Genomic DNA, 21872 nt, shown 5'->3' with positions numbered 1-21872 from the left:
CTATGGCGCTTACAAAAGCTGAAATGTCAGAATATCTGTTTGATAAGCTTGGGCTTAGCAAACGGGACGCAAAAGAGCTGGTAGAGCTGTTTTTCGAAGAGATCCGTCGTGCTCTGGAAAACGGTGAGCAGGTAAAACTCTCCGGCTTTGGCAATTTCGATTTGCGCGACAAAAATCAACGTCCGGGTCGTAATCCAAAAACGGGCGAAGATATTCCCATTACAGCCCGGCGCGTGGTGACCTTCAGACCCGGCCAGAAGTTAAAGAGCCGTGTCGAAAACGCTTCGCCCAAAGCTGAATGATATGAACTAATTAAAAAGGCCGCATCGCGGCCTTTTTTCTTTTCAGCATCCGGCATCAACCTTAGAATCAGTGGCCTTGCTGACCAATAAAACGGAAAACATGCTGGCATACGCTCATCTTCAACAGCAACGCAACCGCCGCTGGCTGGGTGGATTGCTGCTGCTCTTACTCTTCGCGCTGCTGTTTAGTCTCTGCGCGGGCGATCAATGGATTTCTCCGGGCGCCTGGTTTACGCCGGATGGGCAACTGTTTGTCTGGCAAATTCGTTTGCCGCGCACGCTGGCCGTGTTGTTGGTTGGGGCTGCACTGGCGTTATGCGGTGCGGTGATGCAGGCACTGTTCGAAAACCCGCTTGCGGAACCAGGATTGCTTGGAGTCTCAAGCGGTGCGGGCGTTGGGCTCATTGCTGCTGTATTGCTGGGCGGCGGATTGCTCCCTGGCTGGGCGCTCGGCGTTTGTGCGATCGCTGGCGCGCTCGTTGTGACGCTGATTCTGCTGCGTTTCGCGCGCCGCCACATCTCTACCAGCCGTTTACTGCTGGCTGGCGTCGCGTTGGGTATTATCTGTACCGCATTAATGACCTGGGCCGTCTATTTCTCTTCCTCCTTCGATTTGCGCCAGTTGATGTACTGGATGATGGGCGGTTTCGGCGGCGTGGACTGGCAACAAAGTTGGCTGATGGCGGCGCTGGTGCCAGTCATCATTTGGGTCTGTTTCCAGTCCCGGCCCTTGAATATGCTGGCGCTGGGAGACATTTCCGCGCGCCAGTTAGGGTTACCGATGTGGCTATGGCGAAACGTGCTGGTGGTAGCCACGGGCTGGCTGGTCGGGGTAAGCGTCGCGCTGGCAGGCTCAATTGGTTTTATCGGTCTGGTCATTCCACATATCTTACGTCTGTGCGGTTTGACCGATCATCGGGCATTGCTGCCAGGCTGCGCGCTGGCAGGGGCGGTGGCACTGTTATTTGCCGATGTGATAGCGCGTCTGGCGCTCAGTGCGGCCGAGTTGCCGATAGGCGTTGTGACCTCGACGCTGGGCGCGCCGGTATTTATCTGGCTATTATTGAGAGCCGGGCGTTGAGCCCGCAAACCATAACATTCATTAAGGTGACGCTATGCAACAGGATATTCTCAATACTGAAGTTAAGACTATCGATGGCGAGCAGACAACGCTTGCCGGTTACCACGGCAAGGTGCTGCTGTTGGTCAACGTCGCCTCGAAATGTGGGCTGACGCCGCAGTACGAACAGCTGGAGCAGATGCAAAAAGAATTTGAAAGTGAAGGTTTTACCGTACTCGGTTTCCCCTGCAATCAGTTTCTCGGCCAGGAACCGGGTTCAGAAGAGGAAATTAAAACCTTCTGTAGCACCACGTATGGCGTAACATTTCCGCTGTTCAGCAAAATCGATGTGAATGGCGAAGCACGTCACCCGCTGTATAAAAAGCTGGTTGCCGCAGCGCCGAAGGCCGTTGCACCTCAGGGCAGCGGTTTCTACGAACGTATGGAGAGCAAAGGTCGTGCGCCGAAAGAGCCGGGCGATATTCTGTGGAATTTTGAAAAATTCCTGATTGGTCGTGACGGCAAGGTGATTCAACGTTTCTCTCCGGATATGACACCAGAAGATCCAATTCTCGTTGACGCGGTAAAACAGGCGCTGGCGAAGTAATGTCGATGCTGTTGCAGCTTCAGGATGTGGCTGAACCCGGCAGGCTTGGGCCGATAACGGCATCGGTCGGCCGGGGAGAAGTTCTGCATCTGGTCGGGCCGAATGGTGCGGGGAAAAGCACACTGCTGGCGCGCATTGCCGGGTTATCGGGCGGGCAGGGAAGGGTGCTGTTTAATGCCCGTTCGCTGGCGCAGTGGCCTGCATCGCAACTGGCGCAACATCGTGCTTACCTGGCCCAACAGCAGACACCGCCGTTCGCTATGCCTGTCTGGCAGTACTTATCCCTGCATCAGCGCGATAACGCACAGACCGCGCTGCTGGCGCAGATTGCGGGCAAGCTCGGCCTCAGCGATAAGCTGGGGCGGGCGGTGAATCACCTGTCAGGCGGCGAATGGCAACGGGTACGCTTAGCGGCGGTGATTTTACAGATTCACCCGGCCGGCAACCCCGCCGGAGAGCTTTTATTGCTGGATGAGCCGATGAATAGCCTCGATGTTGCCCAGCAGGCGGCACTGGATAAGCTTTTAAACGAGCTGGTTGCCGCAGGTATTACCGTGGTGATGAGTAGCCACGATCTTAACCATACGTTGAGGCATGCGCGCCAGGCATGGTTGCTCAGCGGTGGCAAACTGTTAATGAGCGGACGGCAGAATGAGGTGCTGACGCCATCGCATCTGGCGACGGCGTATGGTTTGGCTTTTCGCCAACTGGATGTGGAAGGTCACCGCGTGTTGATCCCTACAACGTGACGAAAACGTGACTTGCCACATATCTGATTCACACGGTAGATTATTCCGAGAAAAAGAAATAAAGAGGCTTGATCCAGGATGCGTATCTGGTTATTGCTGGCAGCGGCGTTATTCCTTGCAGGATGTAGTTCTCATCGCGCGCCGCCGCCAAATCCAAGATTGTCAGATTCGATAACCGTTATTGCTGGCCTGAATGATCAGCTTAGCCAGTGGCATGGTACGCCCTATCGCTACGGTGGCATGAGCCGTTCCGGTGTTGATTGTTCCGGCTTCGTTATGATGACGTTTCGCGATAAGTTTTCGTTGCAATTGCCGCGCGAGACGCGGCAACAGGCGGAAATTGGCACGAAAATCGATAAAGAGGATTTGCTGCCAGGCGATCTGGTTTTCTTTAAAACCGGTTCCGGAGAGAGCGGGTTGCACGTTGGAATTTACGATACAGATAATGAGTTCATTCATGCCTCAACCAGCCGGGGAGTGATGCGTTCTTCGCTGGATAATGTCTACTGGCGTAAAAATTTCTGGCAAGCACGCCGCATCTAGAATGAGAAAGCCCGCAAGGGCTTTTTTTAAACCAGGAAATTTCCACTAAATAATCACGTTTATCTTAATTAAGATCTGTGTACATTGGGATCCGGACATCCATCAATTCGTTATCAGGCTAATAAAGGTTAAGGAGAAGCCAAAAAATAAAACGGGAAAAAAATGAAGTTAATCTCATTTAAAACAATAGATTTGAAATATTTCCACCTGTGTTTGACAATGCCGGATATCACCCTTAATGCGGGGCTGGCGCAATGATAGTATCGCTGGATGACACATATCGCTCTGAGCTTCTATTACTGCCTGCGAGGAAAGGTAACGGAATGCTACAGGGACTGGAAATTATCGTTAACTTTGTGGGGCCAGACAGCAATGTCCGCACGCCTACAGAGCTGGTCATTCCGCGCCTTACGCCTGAAGAAATACTCGCTTTATTCAATGAACAACTGGCACTCCTTGAAGCCTGCCAACTCTTTTTTATTCAACATCAATTAACGGCCTGGATTAATATTGCGCCCTCTTTGGTTGATGTCTTGTTGGCAGATGAAACGCTAGCGACAAACATTAGGAAATTTCCTTTTCTTGAATTTACCATTAATGAGAATTTTCCCGATCTAAATAAGGGAAAAGATAATCACCCCTTGTTTCTATTGGCGAAACAATATTCACTGGTGCTGGCTAATTTTGGTGCCGGAACCGCTTCGACAAAAGCCATTTTTGATGGTTTATTTAAGCGCGTGGTACTGGATAAAAATTTTGTTCATCAGCGGCTGGCGTCACCTTCATTCGAACCTTTTATGCGGGTGATTGTTGCGCAGCTTGAACCCTATTGTGATGCATTGATGATTGCAGGCATTGATGATGAACAGGCGCTCAACCGGGCAGCAGCCTTTTCCTTTAGCGCCATGCAGGGTGCCATGTGGCCACCCGTCACCGTCGAACAGTTAACTTCTCTGGTTCAGCCATAGCCCTGCTTTTGCCTGGTGTTTAAACGCCAAAGTTAGCACTACACTAAAGGCAGGAGGAACCATGACCCTGTCTTTTACTACCCACTGGCGAGATGAATTGCCAGATTTTTATACCGCATTATCCCCAACACCGCTGCACAACGCCCGTCTGCTATGGCGCAATGAGCTACTGGCACATGCGCTGGATGTACCGGATGCGCTGTTTCATCCCGTCTCGGGAGCCGGCATCTGGGGCGGCGAAGCGCTGTTACCCGGCATGTCCCCACTGGCGCAGGTTTATAGTGGACATCAGTTTGGTGTCTGGGCCGGGCAATTAGGTGATGGACGCGGAATTTTGCTCGGTGAACAGCAACTCCCGGACGGCACAACCCGGGACTGGCACTTAAAAGGTGCCGGGCTGACGCCGTATTCACGCATGGGGGATGGCCGCGCGGTGTTGCGTTCGACCATCCGTGAAAGTCTGGCTTCGGAAGCGATGCACTATCTGGGGATCCCGACCACGCGGGCATTGAGCATTGTGACCAGCGATACGCCAGTCATGCGCGAAACGCAGGAGCAGGGCGCGATGCTGATGCGTATTGCCGAAAGTCATGTGCGCTTTGGTCATTTCGAACATTTTTACTACCGACGCGATCCGCAAAAAGTCCGTCAACTGGCAGATTTTGTTATCCGTCATCACTGGCCGGAATTGCAAAACGAAAGCGATAAATATGTCGCATGGTTCCGGGATGTCGTGCGGCGCACCGCGCAGATGATTGCGCGCTGGCAAGCGGTAGGGTTCGCGCACGGTGTAATGAATACCGATAACATGTCGATTCTTGGTTTAACAATCGACTATGGCCCGTTCGGTTTTCTCGATGATTACCAGCCCGGTTTTATCTGTAACCACTCTGATTACCAGGGGCGGTACAGCTTTGAAAACCAGCCGGCGGTGGCGCTGTGGAATCTGCAGCGCCTGGCGCAGTCGCTATCGCCCTTTATTGCTGTGGAGGGGTTAAACGCCGCGCTGGATGATTATCAGCACCAGTTACTCACCGAGTATGGCCAGTTGATGCGCAGCAAGCTGGGCTTCTTTACTCGCCAGCAAGGCGATAACGATCTTCTGAATTCGCTGTTTGCGCTGATGGCGCGCGAAGGTAGCGATTATACGCGTACGTTCCGCATGCTCAGCCTGACCGAGCAGCAAAGCACTGCGTCGCCGTTACGGGATGAGTTTATCGATCGCGGCGCATTTGATGACTGGTTTGCACAATATCGCTCACGCTTACAGCAGGAAAATATCGATGACGCTCAGCGGCAGGCGCATATGCAACGGGTTAACCCGGCAATGGTGCTGCGAAACTGGCTGGCGCAGCGCGCTATTGATGCCGCAGAGAAAGGCGATAGCAGCGAGCTGGAGCGACTTCATGAGGCATTACGCCAGCCATTTATCGATCGCAGTGATGATTACGTCAGCCGTCCGCCCGACTGGGGCAAACGGCTGAAAGTCAGCTGTTCGAGTTGAAATGGCCTACTTTGTCAGGATCAATTTTCCGGCATGCGTCTGGCGCAGAAGGTATTGCTGCCCGTTGTGCTCAATAACGACGCGTCCTTCATCCCCCAGCAGTGAACGGCTGTGAATGCGGCGATCGGTTGGGGTGATGTGCGTGGGCTTTTCCTGAGGCGTGACCGGTGATGCAGGCGTGCTATCCATTTGCGACATATCCGTTTTAAGACAAACCAACAATGATAATGATTATCAATAGTATGACGATGTGAAGCAAGGGCGATTGTTTACCTGAACGCAGTTCCCCCAGGAAAAAGTAGGGGGAATGCGTAATTGAGTCAGCAGGAAAAGGTTAAAAACGGGTGGCAACCGCGGTTGCGAGTTTTTCCAGCAGCAGTTCACTGTCTTCCCAGTTCAGGCATGGGTCGGTAATGGATTGCCCGTATACCAGCGGCTGGCCACTGACAATTTTTTGCGTGCCTTCTTGCAGGAAACTTTCCGCCATCACACCAGAGATCGCGAGCGAGCCATTACGAATTTGCGTACAAATGTCGTCACAGACATCCAACTGGCGGCGATGCTCTTTCTGGCAGTTGCCATGACTGAAATCCACTACCAGATGCTCCGGCAAACCAAATTCGCGTAGCGTATCGCAAGCGTTGGCAATATCTCCGGCATGGTAATTCGGTTTTTTACCGCCGCGCATAATGATGTGGCCGTACGGGTTGCCGCTGGTCTGATAAATGGTCATTTGCCCGCTTTTATCCGGCGACAGGAACATATGGCTGGCACGTGAAGCGCGGATCGCGTCAACGGCGATGCGTGTATTGCCATCGGTACCGTTTTTAAAACCGACCGGGCAGGAAAGCGCCGAGGCCATTTCCCGGTGAATTTGGCTTTCAGTGGTGCGCGCGCCAATCGCTCCCCAACTAATTAAATCGGCAATAAACTGGCCGGTCACCATATCGAGGAATTCGGTCGCGGTGGGTACTCCCAGCTCATTGACCTGCAATAGCAGTTTACGCGCCAGTTCAAGACCGTGATTTACGCGGTAACTGCCGTTCAGATCCGGATCGGAAATCAGTCCTTTCCAGCCCACAACGGTGCGCGGTTTTTCGAAGTAGGTGCGCATAACGATTTCCAGATGCGCGTGGTGTTTTTCACGTAATACTTGTAAACGGCTCGCGTAATCAACGGCGGCGTCAAGATCGTGAATCGAGCAGGGACCAATAATCACCAACAGGCGGCGATCTTCACCATTCAGAATTTTTTCTATCCGCCGACGGGATGCGGTCACATGCTCCGCTACCTCTGAGGTAACAGGGTAGCGCTGCGCAAGTTCAGCTGGTGTCACCAAGCTGCTGATTGGCGCAGTGCGAAGTTCATCGGTTTTGTTCATCAAGAATCTCAAAAATTAGGTGCTTCAGCGGCAGGAATGCCGGAAGTGATGCGCAACACCTTAAACCAATCCCGGCTTATTTCAAGAGGGGTTGCAAAGCACATCACGTTTCCGGGCAATATCATAGCGCACTTCGCACCTGTGTACTAGCTTGTTAGTACATGCGGCGATTTAACCCCATAATATCGAGCATCTTGGTGGCAATTTCTTCTACCGAGTAGTTGGTACTATTAAGGCAGGGGATCTGATTCTTGCGATAAAGCGCTTCCACTTCTGCAACTTCCATCCGGCACTGGCGCAATGACGCGTAGCGGCTATTTTCCCGGCGCTCTTCGCGAATGGCAGCAAGGCGCTCCGGATTAATGGTCAGACCAAATAATTTATGCTGCAGTGGCTTTAACGCAGCGGGGAGAACGAGGTTATCCATATCATCGGCAATAAAAGGATAATTTGCCGCGCGAATACCAAATTGCATCGCCAGATACAGACTGGTCGGTGTTTTTCCACAGCGCGAAACGCCCAGTAAAATCACCTGCGCCTGATCAAGATTGCGCAAAGAAATACCATCGTCGTGCGCGAGGGTGTAATCAATTGCCGCGATACGCGCATCGTATTTCGTTAAATTACCGGGATTGAGCCCATGTGTGCGGTGCGCAATGGGGGTGGGATCGAGTTTTAATTCCTCCTGCAGCGGCGCAACCAGCGCCTGAACGATATCCTGACAAAATCCTTCGCTTTGCAAAATAATGGCGCGAATTTCCGGTATCACAATGGAGTAGAACACCAGGGGGCGATTACCGGTTTGCTGATAGATGGCGTCTATTTGTTCTTTGACGGCACGGGCCCGACTCTCGTTTTCCACAAACGGCAGCGTAATACTGCTGACGGCAACCGGGAATTGCGACATGACCGCATGGCCTAATACTTCAGCGGTGATAGCGGTTCCATCAGAAATATAAAAGACGTGGCGATCAACTGAACTGTCCATTTAACCCATCCTGAATGACATGCGTAATTCTCTGAAAGCATAAATTAAAATCCTCAACATGCGTATCTCCTTTTTCTCATTTTTAAAATGAAATGGTGTTTTTATTTTTAATGAACTCAACGGTTCATTTTTTTAATTTCTCCTATAAAAAATAAGGAGATACAAAAATGAGAAATTACTCAAGGTGATTTATTGATGGGAATCTATCCGAAAAACCAGAAATCGTAATTGCTTACACGATTCACCGTTTTTTCAACGGAATTAATTATGCCAGGATAAAAAAGTAGTTCGACGTTTTCACCCATTCATATATCACAAAAGGATTGTTTCGATGTCCAACAATGGCTCGTCTCCGCTGGTGCTTTGGTATGACCAACTCGGCATGAATGATGTAGACAGAGTTGGGGGCAAAAATGCCTCCCTTGGTGAAATGATTACTAATCTGTCCGGTATGGGGGTTTCCGTACCGAATGGGTTTGCGACCACGGCCGATGCGTTTAACCAGTTTCTGGAACAAAGCGGGCTAAATCAGCGCATTTACGAATTACTGGATAAAACTGACATCGATGATGTGTCCGAACTGGCCAAAGCCGGTGCGCAGATCCGCCAGTGGATTGTCGACACGCCATTTCCGCCGGAGCTGGAAAAAGCCGTCCACGAAGCCTATGCCAAACTCTCTGAAGACGACGCTGAAGCGTCTTTCGCGGTGCGTTCTTCTGCGACCGCAGAAGACATGCCGGATGCCTCGTTTGCCGGTCAGCAGGAAACCTTCCTCAACGTGCAAGGGTATGACGCCGTGCTGGTGGCGGTGAAGCATGTGTTTGCCTCGTTATTCAACGATCGCGCCATCTCCTATCGCGTGCATCAGGGCTACGATCATCGCGGCGTCGCGCTTTCTGCCGGTGTGCAGCGCATGGTGCGTTCGGATATCGGTTCTTCTGGCGTGATGTTCACCATCGATACGGAATCCGGTTTTGATCAGGTAGTGTTTATCACCTCTGCCTGGGGACTGGGCGAAATGGTGGTGCAGGGCGCCGTTAACCCGGATGAGTTCTATGTGCATAAGCCAACGCTTGCGGCAAATCGTCCGGCCATTGTGCGTCGCACCATGGGATCGAAGAAAATCCGCATGATCTATGCGCCGACGCAAGAGCATGGCAAGCAGGTGCAGATTGAAGATGTACCGCAGGCCGAGCGCGACCGTTTCTCCCTGACCGACGACGAAGTGCAGGCGCTGGCGAAGCAGGCGGTGCAAATCGAGAAACACTATGGCCGTCCAATGGATATTGAATGGGCGAAAGACGGCCATACCGGTAAATTGTTTATCGTGCAGGCGCGTCCGGAAACCGTGCGTTCGCGTGGCCAGGTGATGGAGCGTTACACGCTGCATGCCCAGGGGCGCATTATCTCTGAAGGCCGTGCCATTGGGCATCGCATTGGCGCCGGTACGGTGAAAGTGATCCACGATATCAGCGAGATGAACCTGATCGAGCCGGGCGATGTGCTGGTAACCGACATGACCGACCCGGACTGGGAACCGATCATGAAAAAAGCGGCGGCGATTGTTACCAACCGCGGCGGTCGTACTTGCCACGCGGCGATCATTGCGCGTGAGTTAGGTATTCCGGCGGTGGTGGGCTGCGGCGACGTGACCGAACGTATTAAAACCGGGGAGAAAGTCACCGTCTCCTGCGCCGAAGGCGATACCGGTTATGTGTATGCCGATCTGCTGGATTTCAGCGTGAAAAGTTCAAGCGTAGACACCATGCCGGATCTGCCGCTGAAGATCATGATGAACGTCGGCAACCCGGATCGCGCCTTCGATTTTGCTTGCCTGCCAAACGAAGGCGTAGGCCTTGCGCGTCTGGAATTCATCATCAACCGCATGATCGGCGTGCATCCGCGCGCACTGCTGGAGTTTGATGATCAGGACGCGAAATTACAAAACGAAATCCGCGAAATGATGAAAGGCTTCGATTCGCCGGTTGAGTTTTATGTCGGCCGTCTGACGGAAGGCATTTCGACACTGGGAGCGGCATTCTGGCCAAAACGCGTGATTGTGCGTCTGTCTGATTTTAAATCGAACGAATACGCCAATCTGGTCGGCGGTGAGCGCTACGAACCGGAAGAAGAGAACCCGATGCTCGGCTTCCGTGGCGCAGGCCGTTATGTGGCCGACAGCTTCCGCGATTGCTTCGCGCTTGAGTGCGAAGCGGTAAAACGCGTGCGTAACGATATGGGGCTGACCAACGTGGAAATCATGGTCCCGTTTGTACGTACCGTTGAACAGGCAAAAGCGGTAGTTGATGAGCTGGCGCGCCAGGGGCTGAAACGCGGTGAGAACGGGCTGAAAATCATCATGATGTGCGAAATCCCGTCCAACGCGCTGCTGGCGGAGCAGTTCCTTGAGTATTTCGATGGTTTCTCTATCGGCTCCAACGACATGACGCAACTGGCGCTGGGTCTCGATCGCGATTCCGGCGTGGTCTCAGAACTGTTCGACGAACGTAACGACGCGGTGAAAGCGCTGCTTTCGATGGCGATCCGTGCGGCGAAAAAGCAGGGCAAATATGTCGGCATTTGCGGGCAAGGGCCTTCAGATCACGAAGACTTTGCCGCCTGGTTGATGGATGAGGGCATTGATAGTCTCTCACTCAACCCGGACACCGTTGTGCAGACCTGGCTAAGCCTCGCCGAACTGAAAAAATAAAGGCAAAAGTAAAATCCCCGACATAATGTCGGGGATTTTTTTATTTCAGCCGCGAACTCGGCGGCGATCACAATAACCAAAAAACGTAAAAAGCCTGGCAATTATTGCAATTGTCCCCTCGTTAGCTTCTTCCAATACTTGAGCCGGTAGTGAGCAGTGCGACGTTAATCTGTCGCGCCATGTTGAAATATTTTTTGACCTCACAAGGCTAATAAAAATGACAATCTCCTCTGTCCTGAGTACAAAAGACAAAATTGGTTACGGTCTGGGTGATATGGCGAGCGCCCTGGTCTGGCAAACCGCAACGCTGTTTCTCGCTTATTTCTATACGGATGTGTTTGGGTTACCCGCCGCCATAATGGGAACCATGTTTTTGGTCGTGCGTGCGGTGGATGCTTTTGTTGATCCTTGCATCGGCGCACTGGTGGATCGTACGCAAACGCGACACGGGCGTTTTCGCCCCTGGCTGCTGTGGTTTGCAATACCGTTTGGTGTGAGCTGCATTATTACCTTTTATGTCCCGGACGCAGGGGCGACGGCAAAAATCCTCTATGCCTGCGTCACTTACGCCATCCTTAGCTTTATCTACTCTGCGATTAATGTCCCTTACTGCGCCATGCCCGGCGCGCTGACGATGGACCCGCACGAGCGCCACTCGCTGCAGTCCTGGCGCTTTGGTTTATCGTTTATTGGCGGCCTGATCGTGACCGTTATTGCCCTGCCACTGGTGGCACATCTGGGGGCTGGTAATGATCAAAAAGGGTATTTTTATGCCATGAGCATGATGGGCGTACTGGGCATTTTTCTGTTCTTTGGCTGCTTCTTTATGACACGCGAGCGTTTTACGCCGCGCAATGATAGCTCCGGTTCGCTGTTCAGCGATCTCAAATTGCTGGCGAAAAATACGCAGTGGCGCATTGTCTTTGTGTTTAATATTTTGCTGTTAACCGCGGTTGTAACGCGTGGTTCCGCCACGATGTATTACGTCAAATACGTATTACAGCGCCCGGATATGGTATTTACCTTTATTGTTTCGGGCATGATCGCTGCCCTAAGCGGAGCGCTATTATCAGCGCGGTTATTAGGGAAATTTGACCGGGTGCGCGCCTACCAGTGGACAATTATTACATTCGTCGTTTTCGCGGCGCTGATCTTTATTATCCCGCCGACGCAAGTGTGGCTTATTTTTGGCCTCAATATCGTTTTCAGCTTTATTCAGAACCTGACCACGCCGCTGCAATGGACCATGTTCTCTGACGTGGTGGATTACGAAGAGCACCGCAGCGGGCGTCGCCTCGACGGACTGGTGTTCTCGACAGCGTTATTCGCCATTAAATTTGGCCTTGCGCTTGGCGGCGCAGTCGTGGGTTGGGTGCTTGGTGCCGTGGATTATGCGCCGAATCAGGCAGCCCAGAGCGCGACGGTGCTGACGACCATTAACGCATTGTTTACGCTGATCCCCTGCCTGCTGTTTATCTGCATGGTGCTGCTGCTGACCCGCTACAAACTCAATAGCCAGGTTGCCGACAGTATCGCGCAAGATCTGATACGTAAACGCGGCGTCAGTGAAAGCGACACGGCAGTGCAAACCGCCCCGGATTTCAATAACACAGGAGTGACCCGATGACTGCTATCTACCAGGACGCAAACCGTCCCGTGGCCGAACGCGTTGCGGATTTACTGGCGCGGATGACGCCGGAAGAGAAATTCGCGCAAATGCATGCGTTGTGGCTGGTGCTTTCAGAAGAGGGAGAGCACCGCGAGCGCACCGATCTCAGCGATGAGTTTGCCGGTGTCAGCACGCAGGCGGCGCTGGCACAGCGGCTTAAACTGGGGGTCGGGCAAATAACCCGTCCACTGGGCACGCATATTGTGGAGGCGAAGCGCGGTGTACGTGCGGCTAATCGGCTACAAAAAACGTTGGTGGAAGAGACGCGGTTGGGTATCCCCGCGCTGTTTCATGAAGAGTGCCTGGTGGGTTTATTGTGCAAAGACGCGACGTTATTTCCCTCCTCGCTGAACTACGGTTCCACCTGGGATCCGCAACTTGTGCAACGTGCCGCCCATCATATCGGGCTGGAAGCGCGATCGACCGGATGCAAACAGGGGCTGGCTCCGGTACTGGATGTCTCGCGCGATGTGCGCTGGGGGCGCACGGAAGAGACGTTTGGTGAAGATCCGTGGCTGGTGGGGGTGATGGCGTGCGCCTACGTGAACGGGTTGCAGGGTGAAAAGGGCGATATGCTGGCGACGCTCAAACACTATGTTGGCCACTCGTTTAGCGAAGGCGCGCGTAACCATGCCCCGGTACACCTCGGCTTTTGCGAGCTGAACGACACCTTTTTGCTGCCGTTCGAGATGGCGGTGAAGCTGGCGAAAGCAGGATCGGTGATGCCAGCCTATCACGACATTGATAACCAGCCGGGTCACAGTGACCATTTCTTGCTCACCACTTTGCTGCGTGAACAGTGGGGCTTCGAGGGCATTATTGTTGCCGATTACGGTGGCGTCAGCCTGCTGCATCAGCATCACGGCGTGACACACGATGCCGCGGAATCCGCTGCGCTCTCGTTTAATGCCGGGCTGGATGTTGAATTGCCAAAAGATGACTGTGCACGCCATCTGGCAGAGGCCGTTGAGCGTGGACTTATCTCCATGGCAAAAGTGGACGAAATTGTCGCCCGCGTGTTGGCAGTGAAATTCCGCCTCGGTTTGTTCGAACAGCCTTATACCGATGAACAGGGTATCGACCTGCAGTCTGCCAGGACGCGGCGGGTAGCGCGCGAGGTCGCTACGCGCTCAATGACGCTGCTGGAAAATAACGGCATTCTGCCATTGAACGGCTCACCGAAAGTGGCGGTAATTGGCCCGACCGCTGACGATCCGCTGGCTTTGCTCAGCGGGTACAGTTTCCCGGTGCATTTGATCATTAGCGATATGCTGGAGGAGACCACGCAGGTCACCACGCCGCTTGCGGCGCTGCGCCAGACGCTGGGCGAGGGGAACGTCCGTTATGCCAAAGGCTGCCATATTATTGAAAAACGTATGGCTGGCGCCCCCGTTTTCCCCGGGGATGCGTCGGGGAAACCGATGCAGCAGTCACCAGTTTCCAGGGATTTGAGCCTGATCCCGCACGCGGTGAGCGTGGCGCAGGAAAGCGAGGTGATCATTGCCTGTGTGGGCGATCTTGCCGGGCTGTTCCAGAGCGGGACGGTGGGAGAAGGTTCCGACACGGACAGCCTGACGCTGCCGGGTGTGCAACAACAGTTGCTGGAGGCGTTAGTGGCAACCGGGAAACCGGTCGTGGTGGTCATGACCGGTGGGCGTCCGTATAACCTGCAAGGGCTGGAGTCGCGCGTTGCCGCATGGTTAATGGCGTGGGCGCCGGGGCAGGAGGGCGGCCGGGCGATTGCCGATGTATTGACCGGGCGGGCAGAGCCGCAGGGGCGTCTGGTCGTCAGCGTGCCGAAAAGCGCGGGGGCGATGCCCTATTATTACAACCACAAGCTGAAAAGCGGTGGTACACCGTTTGCCTTCCATTTTGGCGCACTTTACCCCTTTGGCTACGGGAAGAGCTGGACGCAGTTCGAGTATATGAACCCGGTATTACTGACACCTGATGTGGCGATTGATGACGATATTCGTGTGCAGGTGCAGGTAAAAAATAGCGGAGATCGCAGCGGCAGCGAGGTGGTGCAACTGTATGTCCGGGATAAAGTAGCGTCAATGGTGCGTCCGGTGCAGGAGCTAAAAGCGTTCCAGCGCGTGGCATTATCACCGGGTGAAACGGCAACCCTGACGTTCATCGTGCCGGTGGATATGCTCAACTTTACGCGCCGTGACGGGCAGCGCATTGTCGAACCGGGTGAGTTTGAGCTGCAAATCGGTGCCTCATCGGCAGATATCCGCGCAGCGCTCACGGTGAACGTTTACGGCGAGACCCGCGAACTTCCCACCGCCTGGAAAATGATGAGTCAGTGCGAAGTCAGTCAGTGATAACATCGTAGCCCATCGCTCGATGGGCTATTTTTTTTGCACAAACAGACAACAATAACCCGGCTGAAATAACAACCACGCTGCATGACTTACAATTACCTGAGGTATTTGTGCGATCGTAAGCTATTCGTGCCTGCCGCTGGTATATATTTATTGTATTGATAATTACCCCGCATATAATTCCCTCCCGTAACTTAGCTCTTCGTTATTTTCTATTTCTCTGTACTTGCAGAAAAAATTTATTGAGATTTTACCTGGTGGGAAAATAGCTGCGCGCCATTATGTCCATTTTATTTCTCATGGTATTAAGGGGTTTGGCAACGTTGAACCCGGCGGTATCCGGTGGGTGAACTACGCCTGTGAACGCAGGATTTACAGGGCGCTGCAGGGCCGGTTATGTAACGTCGTTGATCGCGTGCTGTCTCAGCATCATCTTATCAGCAGCTGGCGCAGGTAAATACGTAAGCGGGTTTAGAGTGATCGTGTTTTCACGATTTTAATTTATTAACTATTGCAGTTTTTATTTCGCTGTAGCGGAAGTGATCTATTTATTTTCCTGCAATCGTGTTGAGGTTATTCAAATGAAAGCTTATTTATTCATGTATATCGTGCTCGCATGCGCGGGTCTTAATGGCTGTGCGTCGTATAACGATCATATTCGTGACTGTGACGGACACGATGTGAGCACGATGCATTTAGCACTCGATTATCTACCGATTGGTGCAGCCATTGATAATGGCGCCTGCGCGGTGAGCGGCAACGGAAGCGCGTCTGCATCCGGCAAATAAGTGCTTGAAATGAAAGCGGCGAAAAAAAAGCCCATCGTGGGAGATGGGCAAAGACTACACACAGCAATTCGTTGTTTCACTCAGGGGATTTCCATGCTTATAAATCAAGGTGTTGATTTATAACCGTGAGCTAATAGTAGGCATGTCGATTTTTTGCGTCGATCAGATTCGTCTCATTAGTTAAATGGACGTGAAGAATATATGGGCTAAATCGCGCAATATTTCGCTTTCAGAGGGATCTGATCGGGGTTTCGTGTCTGAAATGATAAGTAGCGCTTAATAATAATTAAGGCGGGCTACCCCGCCTTATTATTTTCAGGAGGGGTTATCTAAATCGTCGACTTCGCTTAGCGCATTATCTGTCGCTACCGGTTCGGGCGCTTCATTCACCCACGCGGAGAATAGCCGCCAGGAAACCGCCAGTAATACCGGACCAATAAACAGGCCAATCATACCGAAAGCGACCAGTCCGCCAATTACCCCTGAAAGAATAAGGATCAGCGGTAAATCCGCACCCATGCGAATAAGTACCGGGCGGATGAAGTTATCCAGCGTGGCGACAATGCAGCTCCAGACCAGCAACACGGTGCCCCAGGTGGAATCTCCGCTCCAGTAAAGCCAGATAATGGCCGGAACCAGCACCAGTAACGGCCCGAGCTGCACCAGACAGGTCATCAGCATGACCACGGTAAACAACGTGGCGTAGGGCACCCCGGAAATGGCCAGACCAACGCCGCCAAGCACGGCCTGCACCAGCGCGGTGACCACCACACCAAGCGCTACGGCGCGGATAGCCTGACCTGCCAGCAGCACAGCGGCATCGCCACGTTTCCCGGCAAGACGAATGGCGAAATGGCGGATCCCTCTGGCAACTTGCTCACCACGCCAGTAAAGCAGGGCGCTGAACAGCAACATCAGGCCGCAGTGCAGCATAAAGCGTCCGATATGCGCGGCCTGGCCGACAAACCAGGTGGTTGTCGCGCCTACGTACGGCCGCAGTTTGGCCATAATGGCGCTGCCGCCCATATCCAGCAGGCTGTGCCAGCCCGCATAGAGCTTCTCACCAACGAAAGGGATGCTGTTTAGCCAGGCTAAATCCGGCGGTGACATGGCGCCGGTGCTGATGGCATGGATCACCGGGCCGCTGGAGTCCACCAGGCTATTAACCAGTAGCGCGACAGGAATGATAAACAGCAGGATCAACAGCATCATCATCACTAAAACCGCCAGCGAGCGGCGGCCAAACAGCACGCGTTGCAGGCGTACCAGCAGTGGCCAGGTGGCGATCACCACCGTTCCCGCCCAGGCAAAACCGAGGATGAAGGGCTGGACGACCCACAGACAGGCGATAATCATGATTGCTAAAAACAGTACCGACAGCATGATTTGCGGTACATCCCTGGACTGACGTAGATCAACCATACGATTTACTCACCTTATTGAGTGGCTGAAAATTCGGTGTTTCTGGAAATCACCAGTGATAATGATTAATGATTTCAGCGGTTTTGGACAGTCCGATTCTGCCTGTAATTCTCATGGGCGCATAAGAAAAAAATGTGATACAACGATGAATGCTTAAAGCAAACGATTAACTATTCACAACACTAACAGTCAGGCAGGGTCAAGCATAATGATCCCACAGATTTCCCAGGCACCGGGCGTCGTTCAACTGGTGCTGAATTTTTTGCAGGCTTTGGAGCAACAAGGTTTTACCGGTGATACCGCCACCAGCTACGCCGACAGGCTAACGATGGCGACAGACAACAGTATTTACCAGCTATTACCCGATGCCGTCGTTTTCCCTCGTTCAACGTCCGACGTTGCCTTGATCACACGCCTCGCTGCCGAGCCGCGTTTTCGTACGCTAGTCTTTACTCCGCGCGGCGGCGGTACCGGCACCAATGGCCAGGCGCTGAACCAGGGCATCATCGTTGATATGTCCCGCTATATGAACCGCATTATGGAAATCAATCCTGAAGAGGGATGGGTGCGCGTTGAAGCAGGCGTTATCAAAGATCAGCTCAATCAGTATTTGAAACCTTACGGTTTCTTCTTCGCGCCGGAGCTGTCGACCAGCAACCGCGCGACCCTGGGGGGAATGATCAACACCGACGCTTCCGGGCAGGGTTCTCTTGTTTACGGGAAAACTTCCGACCATGTGCTGGGTGTCCGCGCTGTGTTACTGGGTGGCGATATCCTCGATACGCAGGCGATGCCGGTGGCGCTGGCAGAAACGCTGGGTAATGCCAGCACCGCTATCGGGCGTATCTATAAAACGGTGCTGGAGCGCTGTCGCGATAACCGTCAGCTGATTCTGGATAACTTCCCCAAACTGAACCGTTTTCTTACCGGTTACGATCTGCGTCATGTGTTTAATGACGAGATGACCGAATTTGATTTAACCCGCATTCTGACCGGCTCAGAAGGGACGCTGGCGTTTATTACCGAAGCGCGCCTTGATATCACGCCGCTGCCGAAAGTTCGCCGTCTGGTGAACGTTAAATATGATTCGTTTGATTCCGCGCTGCGCAATGCGCCGTTTATGGTGGAAGCGCGGGCGCTCTCCGTCGAAACCGTAGATTCGAAAGTGCTCAATCTGGCGCGGGAAGATATTGTCTGGCATTCGGTGAAAGAGCTGATTACCGATGTGCCGGACAAAACCCTGCTTGGCCTGAATATTGTTGAGTTTGCCGGTGACGATCAGCCGCTGATTGATGCGCAGGTGCAGTCGCTGTGCCAGCGCCTCGATACGTTAATGGCTAAGGGTGAAGGCGGCGTGATTGGCTGGCAATTGTGCGAAGATCTGACGGGCATTGAGCGCATTTACGCCATGCGTAAAAAAGCCGTGGGGTTATTAGGGAACGCGAAAGGCGCGGCCAAGCCGATTCCCTTCGCGGAAGATACCTGCGTGCCGCCGGAACATCTGGCGGATTACATCGTTGAATTCCGTGCGCTGCTTGATGGACATGGCCTGAGCTACGGCATGTTTGGTCATGTCGATGCCGGGGTGCTGCATGTGCGGCCCGCGCTGGATATGTGCGATCCGCAGCAAGAAGTGCTGATGAAATCCATTTCGGATGATGTGGTGGCGTTGACGGCAAAATATGGCGGTTTGCTGTGGGGCGAGCACGGGAAAGGTTTCCGCGCCGAATATAGCCCGGCGTTTTTTGGCGAGCAGTTGTATGGTGAGTTACGCAAAATCAAAGCGGCGTTCGATCCGGAAAACCGGCTGAACCCAGGTAAAATTTGCCCGCCTGAAGGCATCGATGCGCCGATGAAGAAGGTGGATGACGTTAAGCGCGGTACGCTTGACCGGCAAATTCCTATTGCCGTGCGTTCCTCATGGCGTGGCGCCATGGAGTGTAACGGTAACGGCTTATGCTTTAATTTCGATGTGAAAAGCCCGATGTGCCCGTCGATGAAAATCTCGGCGAACCGTATTCATTCGCCAAAAGGGCGGGCAACGCTGGTGCGTGAATGGCTGCGTCTGCTGGCCGATCGTGGCATCGATCCAATTAAGCTGGAAAAAGAGCTGCCGGAAAAGCGGGCCAGTTTGCGCACATTAATCGAGCGTACGCGCAATAGCTGGCATGCCCGTCGCGGCGAGTATGATTTCTCGCATGAAGTTAAAGAAGCGATGTCCGGCTGCCTGGCCTGTAAAGCGTGCTCTACACAATGCCCGATCAAGATTGATGTGCCGGAGTTCCGGTCACGCTTCCTGCAGCTCTATCACAGCCGTTATCTGCGCCCGGTACGCGATCATCTGGTCGCCACGGTTGAGAGCTATGCGCCATTAATGGCGCGCGCACCGAAAACATTTAACTTTTTTATGAGCCAGCCGTGGGTGCGTTCCCTTTCCGCGAAGCATATCGGCATGGTGGATTTACCGTTGCTGTCGGTGCCGTCATTGCAGCGTCAGATGGTCGGGCATCGCACGGCGAACATGACGCTTGAGCAGCTTGAACAGCTCGATGCCGCGCAGAAAGCGAAAACTGTGCTGGTGGTGCAGGATCCATTTACCAGCTATTACGATGCGCAGGTCGTAGCGGATTTTGTTCGTCTGGTCGAACGGCTTGGCTTCGCGCCGGTCGTGTTGCCTTTCTCGCCAAACGGCAAGGCGCAACACATTAAAGGTTTCCTGAATCGCTTTGCCAAAACGGCGCAAAAAACCGCAGATTTCCTTAACCGCGTGGCACAACTGGGCATGCCGATGGTCGGCGTCGACCCGGCGCTGGTGCTCTGCTACCGCGACGAGTACAAGCTGGCGTTAGGCGATAAGCGTGGGGACTTTCATGTGCAACTGGTGCATGAATGGCTGCCAGCGGCGCTGGATAACATCGGTGAACGCGCGCTCAGCGGTGAGCCCTGGTATCTGTTCGGCCACTGCACAGAAGTGACTGCGCTACCGGGTGCTACGGGGCAATGGGCGTCGATTTTTGCGCGTTTCGGCGCGGTACTGGAAAATGTCAGTGTTGGCTGCTGCGGCATGGCCGGAACCTATGGTCATGAAGTGAAGAACCATGCCAGTTCGCTGGGCATTTATGAGCTTTCCTGGCATCAGGCGATGCAGCGTTTGCCGCGTAATCGCTGTCTGGCAACCGGCTACTCTTGCCGCAGCCAGGTTAAACGAATCGAAGGGAATGGCGTGCGCCATCCACTACAGGCATTGCTGGAGATTTTGGGATGATCTGGAAACGTGCGGTTACGCTGGAAGCCCTGAATGCAATGGGTGATGGCAATATGGTGGGGTTGCTGGATATTCGCTTTGAACGCATCAGTGACGATGCGCTGGAGGCGAGCATGCCGGTAGATCAACGAACTCATCAGCCGTTTGGCCTGTTACACGGTGGTGCGTCGGTGGTGCTGGCGGAAACGCTCGGTTCTGTTGCCGGCTATTTGTGTACGGAAGGGGAACAGAAAGTGGTGGGGCTGGAGGTCAACGCTAACCACTTGCGCTCGGTGCGCAGCGGGCGTGTGCGCGGTGTTTGTCGGGCGCTGCATACGGGGGGGCGGCATCAGGTCTGGCAAATCGATATTTATGACGAACAATCCCGCCTGTGTTGTTCATCACGGCTGACCACGGCAATTGTCTAATCATTTTCGGCGGTATAACCGCCGAAAAATCTTCATTTTTTATTCATTATTCTGCGCATTAGATTTTAGCTCTTCGTGCTATATTGTCCGGCACTGGATGTACCGCCCGGTTGTCAGCAACCGACGCGAGTGGCTGTAACGCGTAATGACCTGATGAAGTGATTCATTGTCTCTTTAAGCGCTACTGAATTAAGGCTTTTAGGTAACAATGATGACACCGTTTAAGCGCGAATTTTTACACCCACGCCATTGGGTGACATGGGCCGGATTAGGTTTGCTCTGGCTGCTCGTTCAACTTCCTTATCCTGTTCTTGCCCGCCTTGGCGCGGGGCTGGGGCGGCAATCACGTCGATTCCTGCAGCGCCGTGAGCGTATCGCCCGCCGTAATCTCGAATTATGTTTCCCCCATATGAGCGATGAACTGCGTGAGCGGCTGATTGCGAAAAATTTTATGTCGTTGGGCATGGGGTTGATTGAAACCGGCATGGCGTGGTTCTGGTCGGATAAGCGTGTACGCCGCTGGTTTGATGTCGAAGGCTATCAGCATTTGCAGACCGCCCAGGCCAGCCAGCGTGGTGTGATGGTGGTCGGCGTGCATTTTATGTCGCTGGAGCTGGGCGGGCGCGTAATGGGGCTTTGTCAGCCAATGATGGCAACCTATCGCCCGCATAATAATGCGTTGATGGAATGGGTACAGACGCGCGGGCGTATGCGTTCCAATAAATCGATGATTGATCGCCGTAACCTGAAAGGTCTGGTCAATGCGCTGAAACAAGGGGAAGCCGTTTGGTTCGCGCCGGATCAGGACTACGGTCGCAAAGGCAGTATTTTCGCCCCGTTCTTCAGTGTGCAAAACGCGGCCACCACCAACGGCACCTACGTTTTATCGCGCCTTTCCGGGGCGAAAATGTTGACGGTCACGATGGTGCGTAAAGAGGATTGCTCCGGTTATTCGCTGCATATCGGCCAGGCGCTGAACGACTATCCGGTTCAGGATGAGTTTGCTGCCGCCAGTTACATGAACAAAGTGATTGAGCGCGAAATTCTGCGCGCACCGGAGCAGTATCTCTGGATCCACCGGCGTTTTAAAACCCGCCCGGTCGGCGAACCTTCGCTTTATAACTAACCTTTGTTAACGCGCCCCTTCTCAGGGGCGTTGTATTATTCTGTTGCCAACAACAT

The 21872-nt window shown here is 53.3% G+C and carries 18 protein-coding genes and 1 other RNA gene; 14 read left to right on the top strand and 5 right to left on the bottom strand.

What is annotated here, in order from left to right; translation table 11 throughout:
• Positions 1-2: 2 nt before the first annotated feature.
• The 7 genes from ihfA to selO all read left to right on the top strand — a co-directional run bounded on the left by ihfA (position 3) and on the right by selO (position 5733).
• Positions 3-302 (top strand): integration host factor subunit alpha, encoded by a 300-nt coding sequence (gene ihfA / locus H650_RS03520; protein WP_006820203.1) that lies wholly within the window; start codon positions 3-5, stop codon positions 300-302.
• Positions 303-402: 100 nt separating this feature from the next.
• Positions 403-1383, top strand: a complete 981-nt coding sequence (gene btuC, locus H650_RS03515) for a vitamin B12 ABC transporter permease BtuC (RefSeq protein ID WP_044489668.1) — start codon at positions 403-405, stop codon at positions 1381-1383.
• Between the two features lie 34 nt (positions 1384-1417).
• The gene (locus tag H650_RS03510; RefSeq protein ID WP_016496335.1) at positions 1418-1969 is read left to right on the top strand and encodes a glutathione peroxidase; all 552 of its coding nucleotides are present in this window, start codon (positions 1418-1420) and stop codon (positions 1967-1969) included.
• A complete protein-coding gene (gene btuD, locus H650_RS03505) occupies positions 1969-2718 on the top strand; it encodes a vitamin B12 ABC transporter ATP-binding protein BtuD (RefSeq protein ID WP_016496334.1) in 750 nt (249 codons plus the stop codon). The genes H650_RS03510 and btuD overlap by 1 nt, the downstream gene beginning before the upstream one ends.
• A gap of 78 nt (positions 2719-2796) precedes the next feature.
• The gene (locus tag H650_RS03500; protein WP_016496333.1) at positions 2797-3261 is read left to right on the top strand and encodes a C40 family peptidase; all 465 of its coding nucleotides are present in this window, start codon (positions 2797-2799) and stop codon (positions 3259-3261) included.
• 254 nt (positions 3262-3515) lie between these two features.
• On the top strand, positions 3516-4229 hold the full coding sequence (locus H650_RS03495) for an EAL domain-containing protein (RefSeq protein WP_044489375.1): 714 nt from the start codon (positions 3516-3518) through the stop codon (positions 4227-4229).
• Positions 4230-4290: 61 nt separating this feature from the next.
• The gene (gene selO / locus H650_RS03490; RefSeq protein ID WP_016496331.1) at positions 4291-5733 is read left to right on the top strand and encodes a protein adenylyltransferase SelO; all 1443 of its coding nucleotides are present in this window, start codon (positions 4291-4293) and stop codon (positions 5731-5733) included.
• A gap of 6 nt (positions 5734-5739) precedes the next feature.
• On the opposite strand, the gene hemP is transcribed toward selO, so the two are convergent.
• The 3 genes from hemP to ppsR all read right to left on the bottom strand — a co-directional run bounded on the left by hemP (position 5740) and on the right by ppsR (position 8102).
• Positions 5740-5931 carry a hemin uptake protein HemP gene (gene hemP, locus H650_RS03485; RefSeq protein WP_044489374.1) on the bottom strand — a complete coding sequence of 64 codons (192 nt, stop codon included), beginning with the start codon at positions 5929-5931 and terminating at the stop codon, positions 5740-5742.
• 136 nt (positions 5932-6067) lie between these two features.
• The gene (gene aroH, locus H650_RS03480; RefSeq protein ID WP_016496329.1) at positions 6068-7114 is read right to left on the bottom strand and encodes a 3-deoxy-7-phosphoheptulonate synthase AroH; all 1047 of its coding nucleotides are present in this window, start codon (positions 7112-7114) and stop codon (positions 6068-6070) included.
• 154 nt (positions 7115-7268) lie between these two features.
• A complete protein-coding gene (ppsR, locus tag H650_RS03475; RefSeq protein ID WP_016496328.1) occupies positions 7269-8102 on the bottom strand; it encodes a posphoenolpyruvate synthetase regulatory kinase/phosphorylase PpsR in 834 nt (277 codons plus the stop codon).
• A gap of 331 nt (positions 8103-8433) precedes the next feature.
• Between ppsR and ppsA the strand changes: the two genes are divergently transcribed.
• The 4 genes from ppsA (at position 8434) to H650_RS03455 (ending at position 15596) form a co-directional block, all read left to right on the top strand.
• Positions 8434-10812, top strand: coding sequence for a phosphoenolpyruvate synthase (gene ppsA, locus H650_RS03470; protein WP_016496327.1), 2379 nt, complete (start codon positions 8434-8436; stop codon positions 10810-10812).
• Between the two features lie 217 nt (positions 10813-11029).
• Positions 11030-12439 carry an MFS transporter gene (locus tag H650_RS03465; RefSeq protein ID WP_016496326.1) on the top strand — a complete coding sequence of 470 codons (1410 nt, stop codon included), beginning with the start codon at positions 11030-11032 and terminating at the stop codon, positions 12437-12439.
• The gene (locus H650_RS03460) at positions 12436-14808 is read left to right on the top strand and encodes a glycoside hydrolase family 3 N-terminal domain-containing protein (protein WP_016496325.1); all 2373 of its coding nucleotides are present in this window, start codon (positions 12436-12438) and stop codon (positions 14806-14808) included. The genes H650_RS03465 and H650_RS03460 overlap by 4 nt, the downstream gene beginning before the upstream one ends.
• 581 nt (positions 14809-15389) lie before the next feature.
• Complete coding sequence (locus H650_RS03455; protein ID WP_016496324.1) at positions 15390-15596, top strand: hypothetical protein; 207 nt, start codon at positions 15390-15392, stop codon at positions 15594-15596.
• A gap of 19 nt (positions 15597-15615) precedes the next feature.
• On the opposite strand, the gene rprA is transcribed toward H650_RS03455, so the two are convergent.
• Together rprA and ydiK are read right to left on the bottom strand one after the other, a co-directional pair.
• Positions 15616-15723: antisense sRNA RprA (gene rprA / locus H650_RS24330), an RNA gene on the bottom strand.
• Between the two features lie 188 nt (positions 15724-15911).
• Entirely contained in the window at positions 15912-17018 is a 1107-nt protein-coding gene (gene ydiK / locus H650_RS03450) for an AI-2E family transporter YdiK (protein WP_016496323.1), read from the bottom strand.
• A gap of 208 nt (positions 17019-17226) precedes the next feature.
• Between ydiK and ydiJ the strand changes: the two genes are divergently transcribed.
• From ydiJ to lpxP, 3 genes are all read left to right on the top strand, one after another.
• Positions 17227-20283: a D-2-hydroxyglutarate dehydrogenase YdiJ gene (ydiJ, locus tag H650_RS03445; protein ID WP_016496322.1), complete on the top strand. Its 3057-nt coding sequence runs from the start codon at positions 17227-17229 to the stop codon at positions 20281-20283.
• Positions 20280-20690 (top strand): 1,4-dihydroxy-2-naphthoyl-CoA hydrolase, encoded by a 411-nt coding sequence (gene menI / locus H650_RS03440; RefSeq protein ID WP_016496321.1) that lies wholly within the window; start codon positions 20280-20282, stop codon positions 20688-20690. The genes ydiJ and menI overlap by 4 nt, the downstream gene beginning before the upstream one ends.
• Positions 20691-20898: 208 nt before the next feature.
• Positions 20899-21816, top strand: a complete 918-nt coding sequence (gene lpxP / locus H650_RS03435; RefSeq protein WP_016496320.1) for a kdo(2)-lipid IV(A) palmitoleoyltransferase — start codon at positions 20899-20901, stop codon at positions 21814-21816.
• Positions 21817-21872: the final 56 nt, after the last annotated feature.

The organism is Enterobacter sp. R4-368 (genome assembly GCF_000410515.1).
Lineage (GTDB): Bacteria > Pseudomonadota > Gammaproteobacteria > Enterobacterales > Enterobacteriaceae > Kosakonia.
This window is presented reverse-complemented; position numbering and strand designations above follow the sequence as displayed.

Excerpts from the sequence above, each read along its gene's own strand:
- H650_RS03465 (WP_016496326.1), top strand. The coding sequence starts at position 11,030 with ATGACAATCTCCTCTGTCCTGAGTACAAAAGACAAAATTGGTTACGGT.
- hemP (WP_044489374.1), bottom strand. The coding sequence starts at position 5,931 with ATGTCGCAAATGGATAGCACGCCTGCATCACCGGTCACGCCTCAGGAA.
- H650_RS03500 (WP_016496333.1), top strand. The coding sequence starts at position 2,797 with ATGCGTATCTGGTTATTGCTGGCAGCGGCGTTATTCCTTGCAGGATGT.
- lpxP (WP_016496320.1), top strand. The coding sequence starts at position 20,899 with ATGATGACACCGTTTAAGCGCGAATTTTTACACCCACGCCATTGGGTG.
- menI (WP_016496321.1), top strand. The coding sequence starts at position 20,280 with ATGATCTGGAAACGTGCGGTTACGCTGGAAGCCCTGAATGCAATGGGT.
- ppsA (WP_016496327.1), top strand. The coding sequence starts at position 8,434 with ATGTCCAACAATGGCTCGTCTCCGCTGGTGCTTTGGTATGACCAACTC.
- H650_RS03510 (WP_016496335.1), top strand. The coding sequence starts at position 1,418 with ATGCAACAGGATATTCTCAATACTGAAGTTAAGACTATCGATGGCGAG.
- ydiJ (WP_016496322.1), top strand. The coding sequence starts at position 17,227 with ATGATCCCACAGATTTCCCAGGCACCGGGCGTCGTTCAACTGGTGCTG.
- ppsR (WP_016496328.1), bottom strand. The coding sequence starts at position 8,102 with ATGGACAGTTCAGTTGATCGCCACGTCTTTTATATTTCTGATGGAACC.
- selO (WP_016496331.1), top strand. The coding sequence starts at position 4,291 with ATGACCCTGTCTTTTACTACCCACTGGCGAGATGAATTGCCAGATTTT.
- ydiK (WP_016496323.1), bottom strand. The coding sequence starts at position 17,018 with ATGGTTGATCTACGTCAGTCCAGGGATGTACCGCAAATCATGCTGTCG.
- H650_RS03455 (WP_016496324.1), top strand. The coding sequence starts at position 15,390 with ATGAAAGCTTATTTATTCATGTATATCGTGCTCGCATGCGCGGGTCTT.
- btuC (WP_044489668.1), top strand. The coding sequence starts at position 403 with ATGCTGGCATACGCTCATCTTCAACAGCAACGCAACCGCCGCTGGCTG.
- H650_RS03460 (WP_016496325.1), top strand. The coding sequence starts at position 12,436 with ATGACTGCTATCTACCAGGACGCAAACCGTCCCGTGGCCGAACGCGTT.
- H650_RS03495 (WP_044489375.1), top strand. The coding sequence starts at position 3,516 with ATGATAGTATCGCTGGATGACACATATCGCTCTGAGCTTCTATTACTG.
- ihfA (WP_006820203.1), top strand. The coding sequence starts at position 3 with ATGGCGCTTACAAAAGCTGAAATGTCAGAATATCTGTTTGATAAGCTT.
- aroH (WP_016496329.1), bottom strand. The coding sequence starts at position 7,114 with ATGAACAAAACCGATGAACTTCGCACTGCGCCAATCAGCAGCTTGGTG.
- btuD (WP_016496334.1), top strand. The coding sequence starts at position 1,969 with ATGTCGATGCTGTTGCAGCTTCAGGATGTGGCTGAACCCGGCAGGCTT.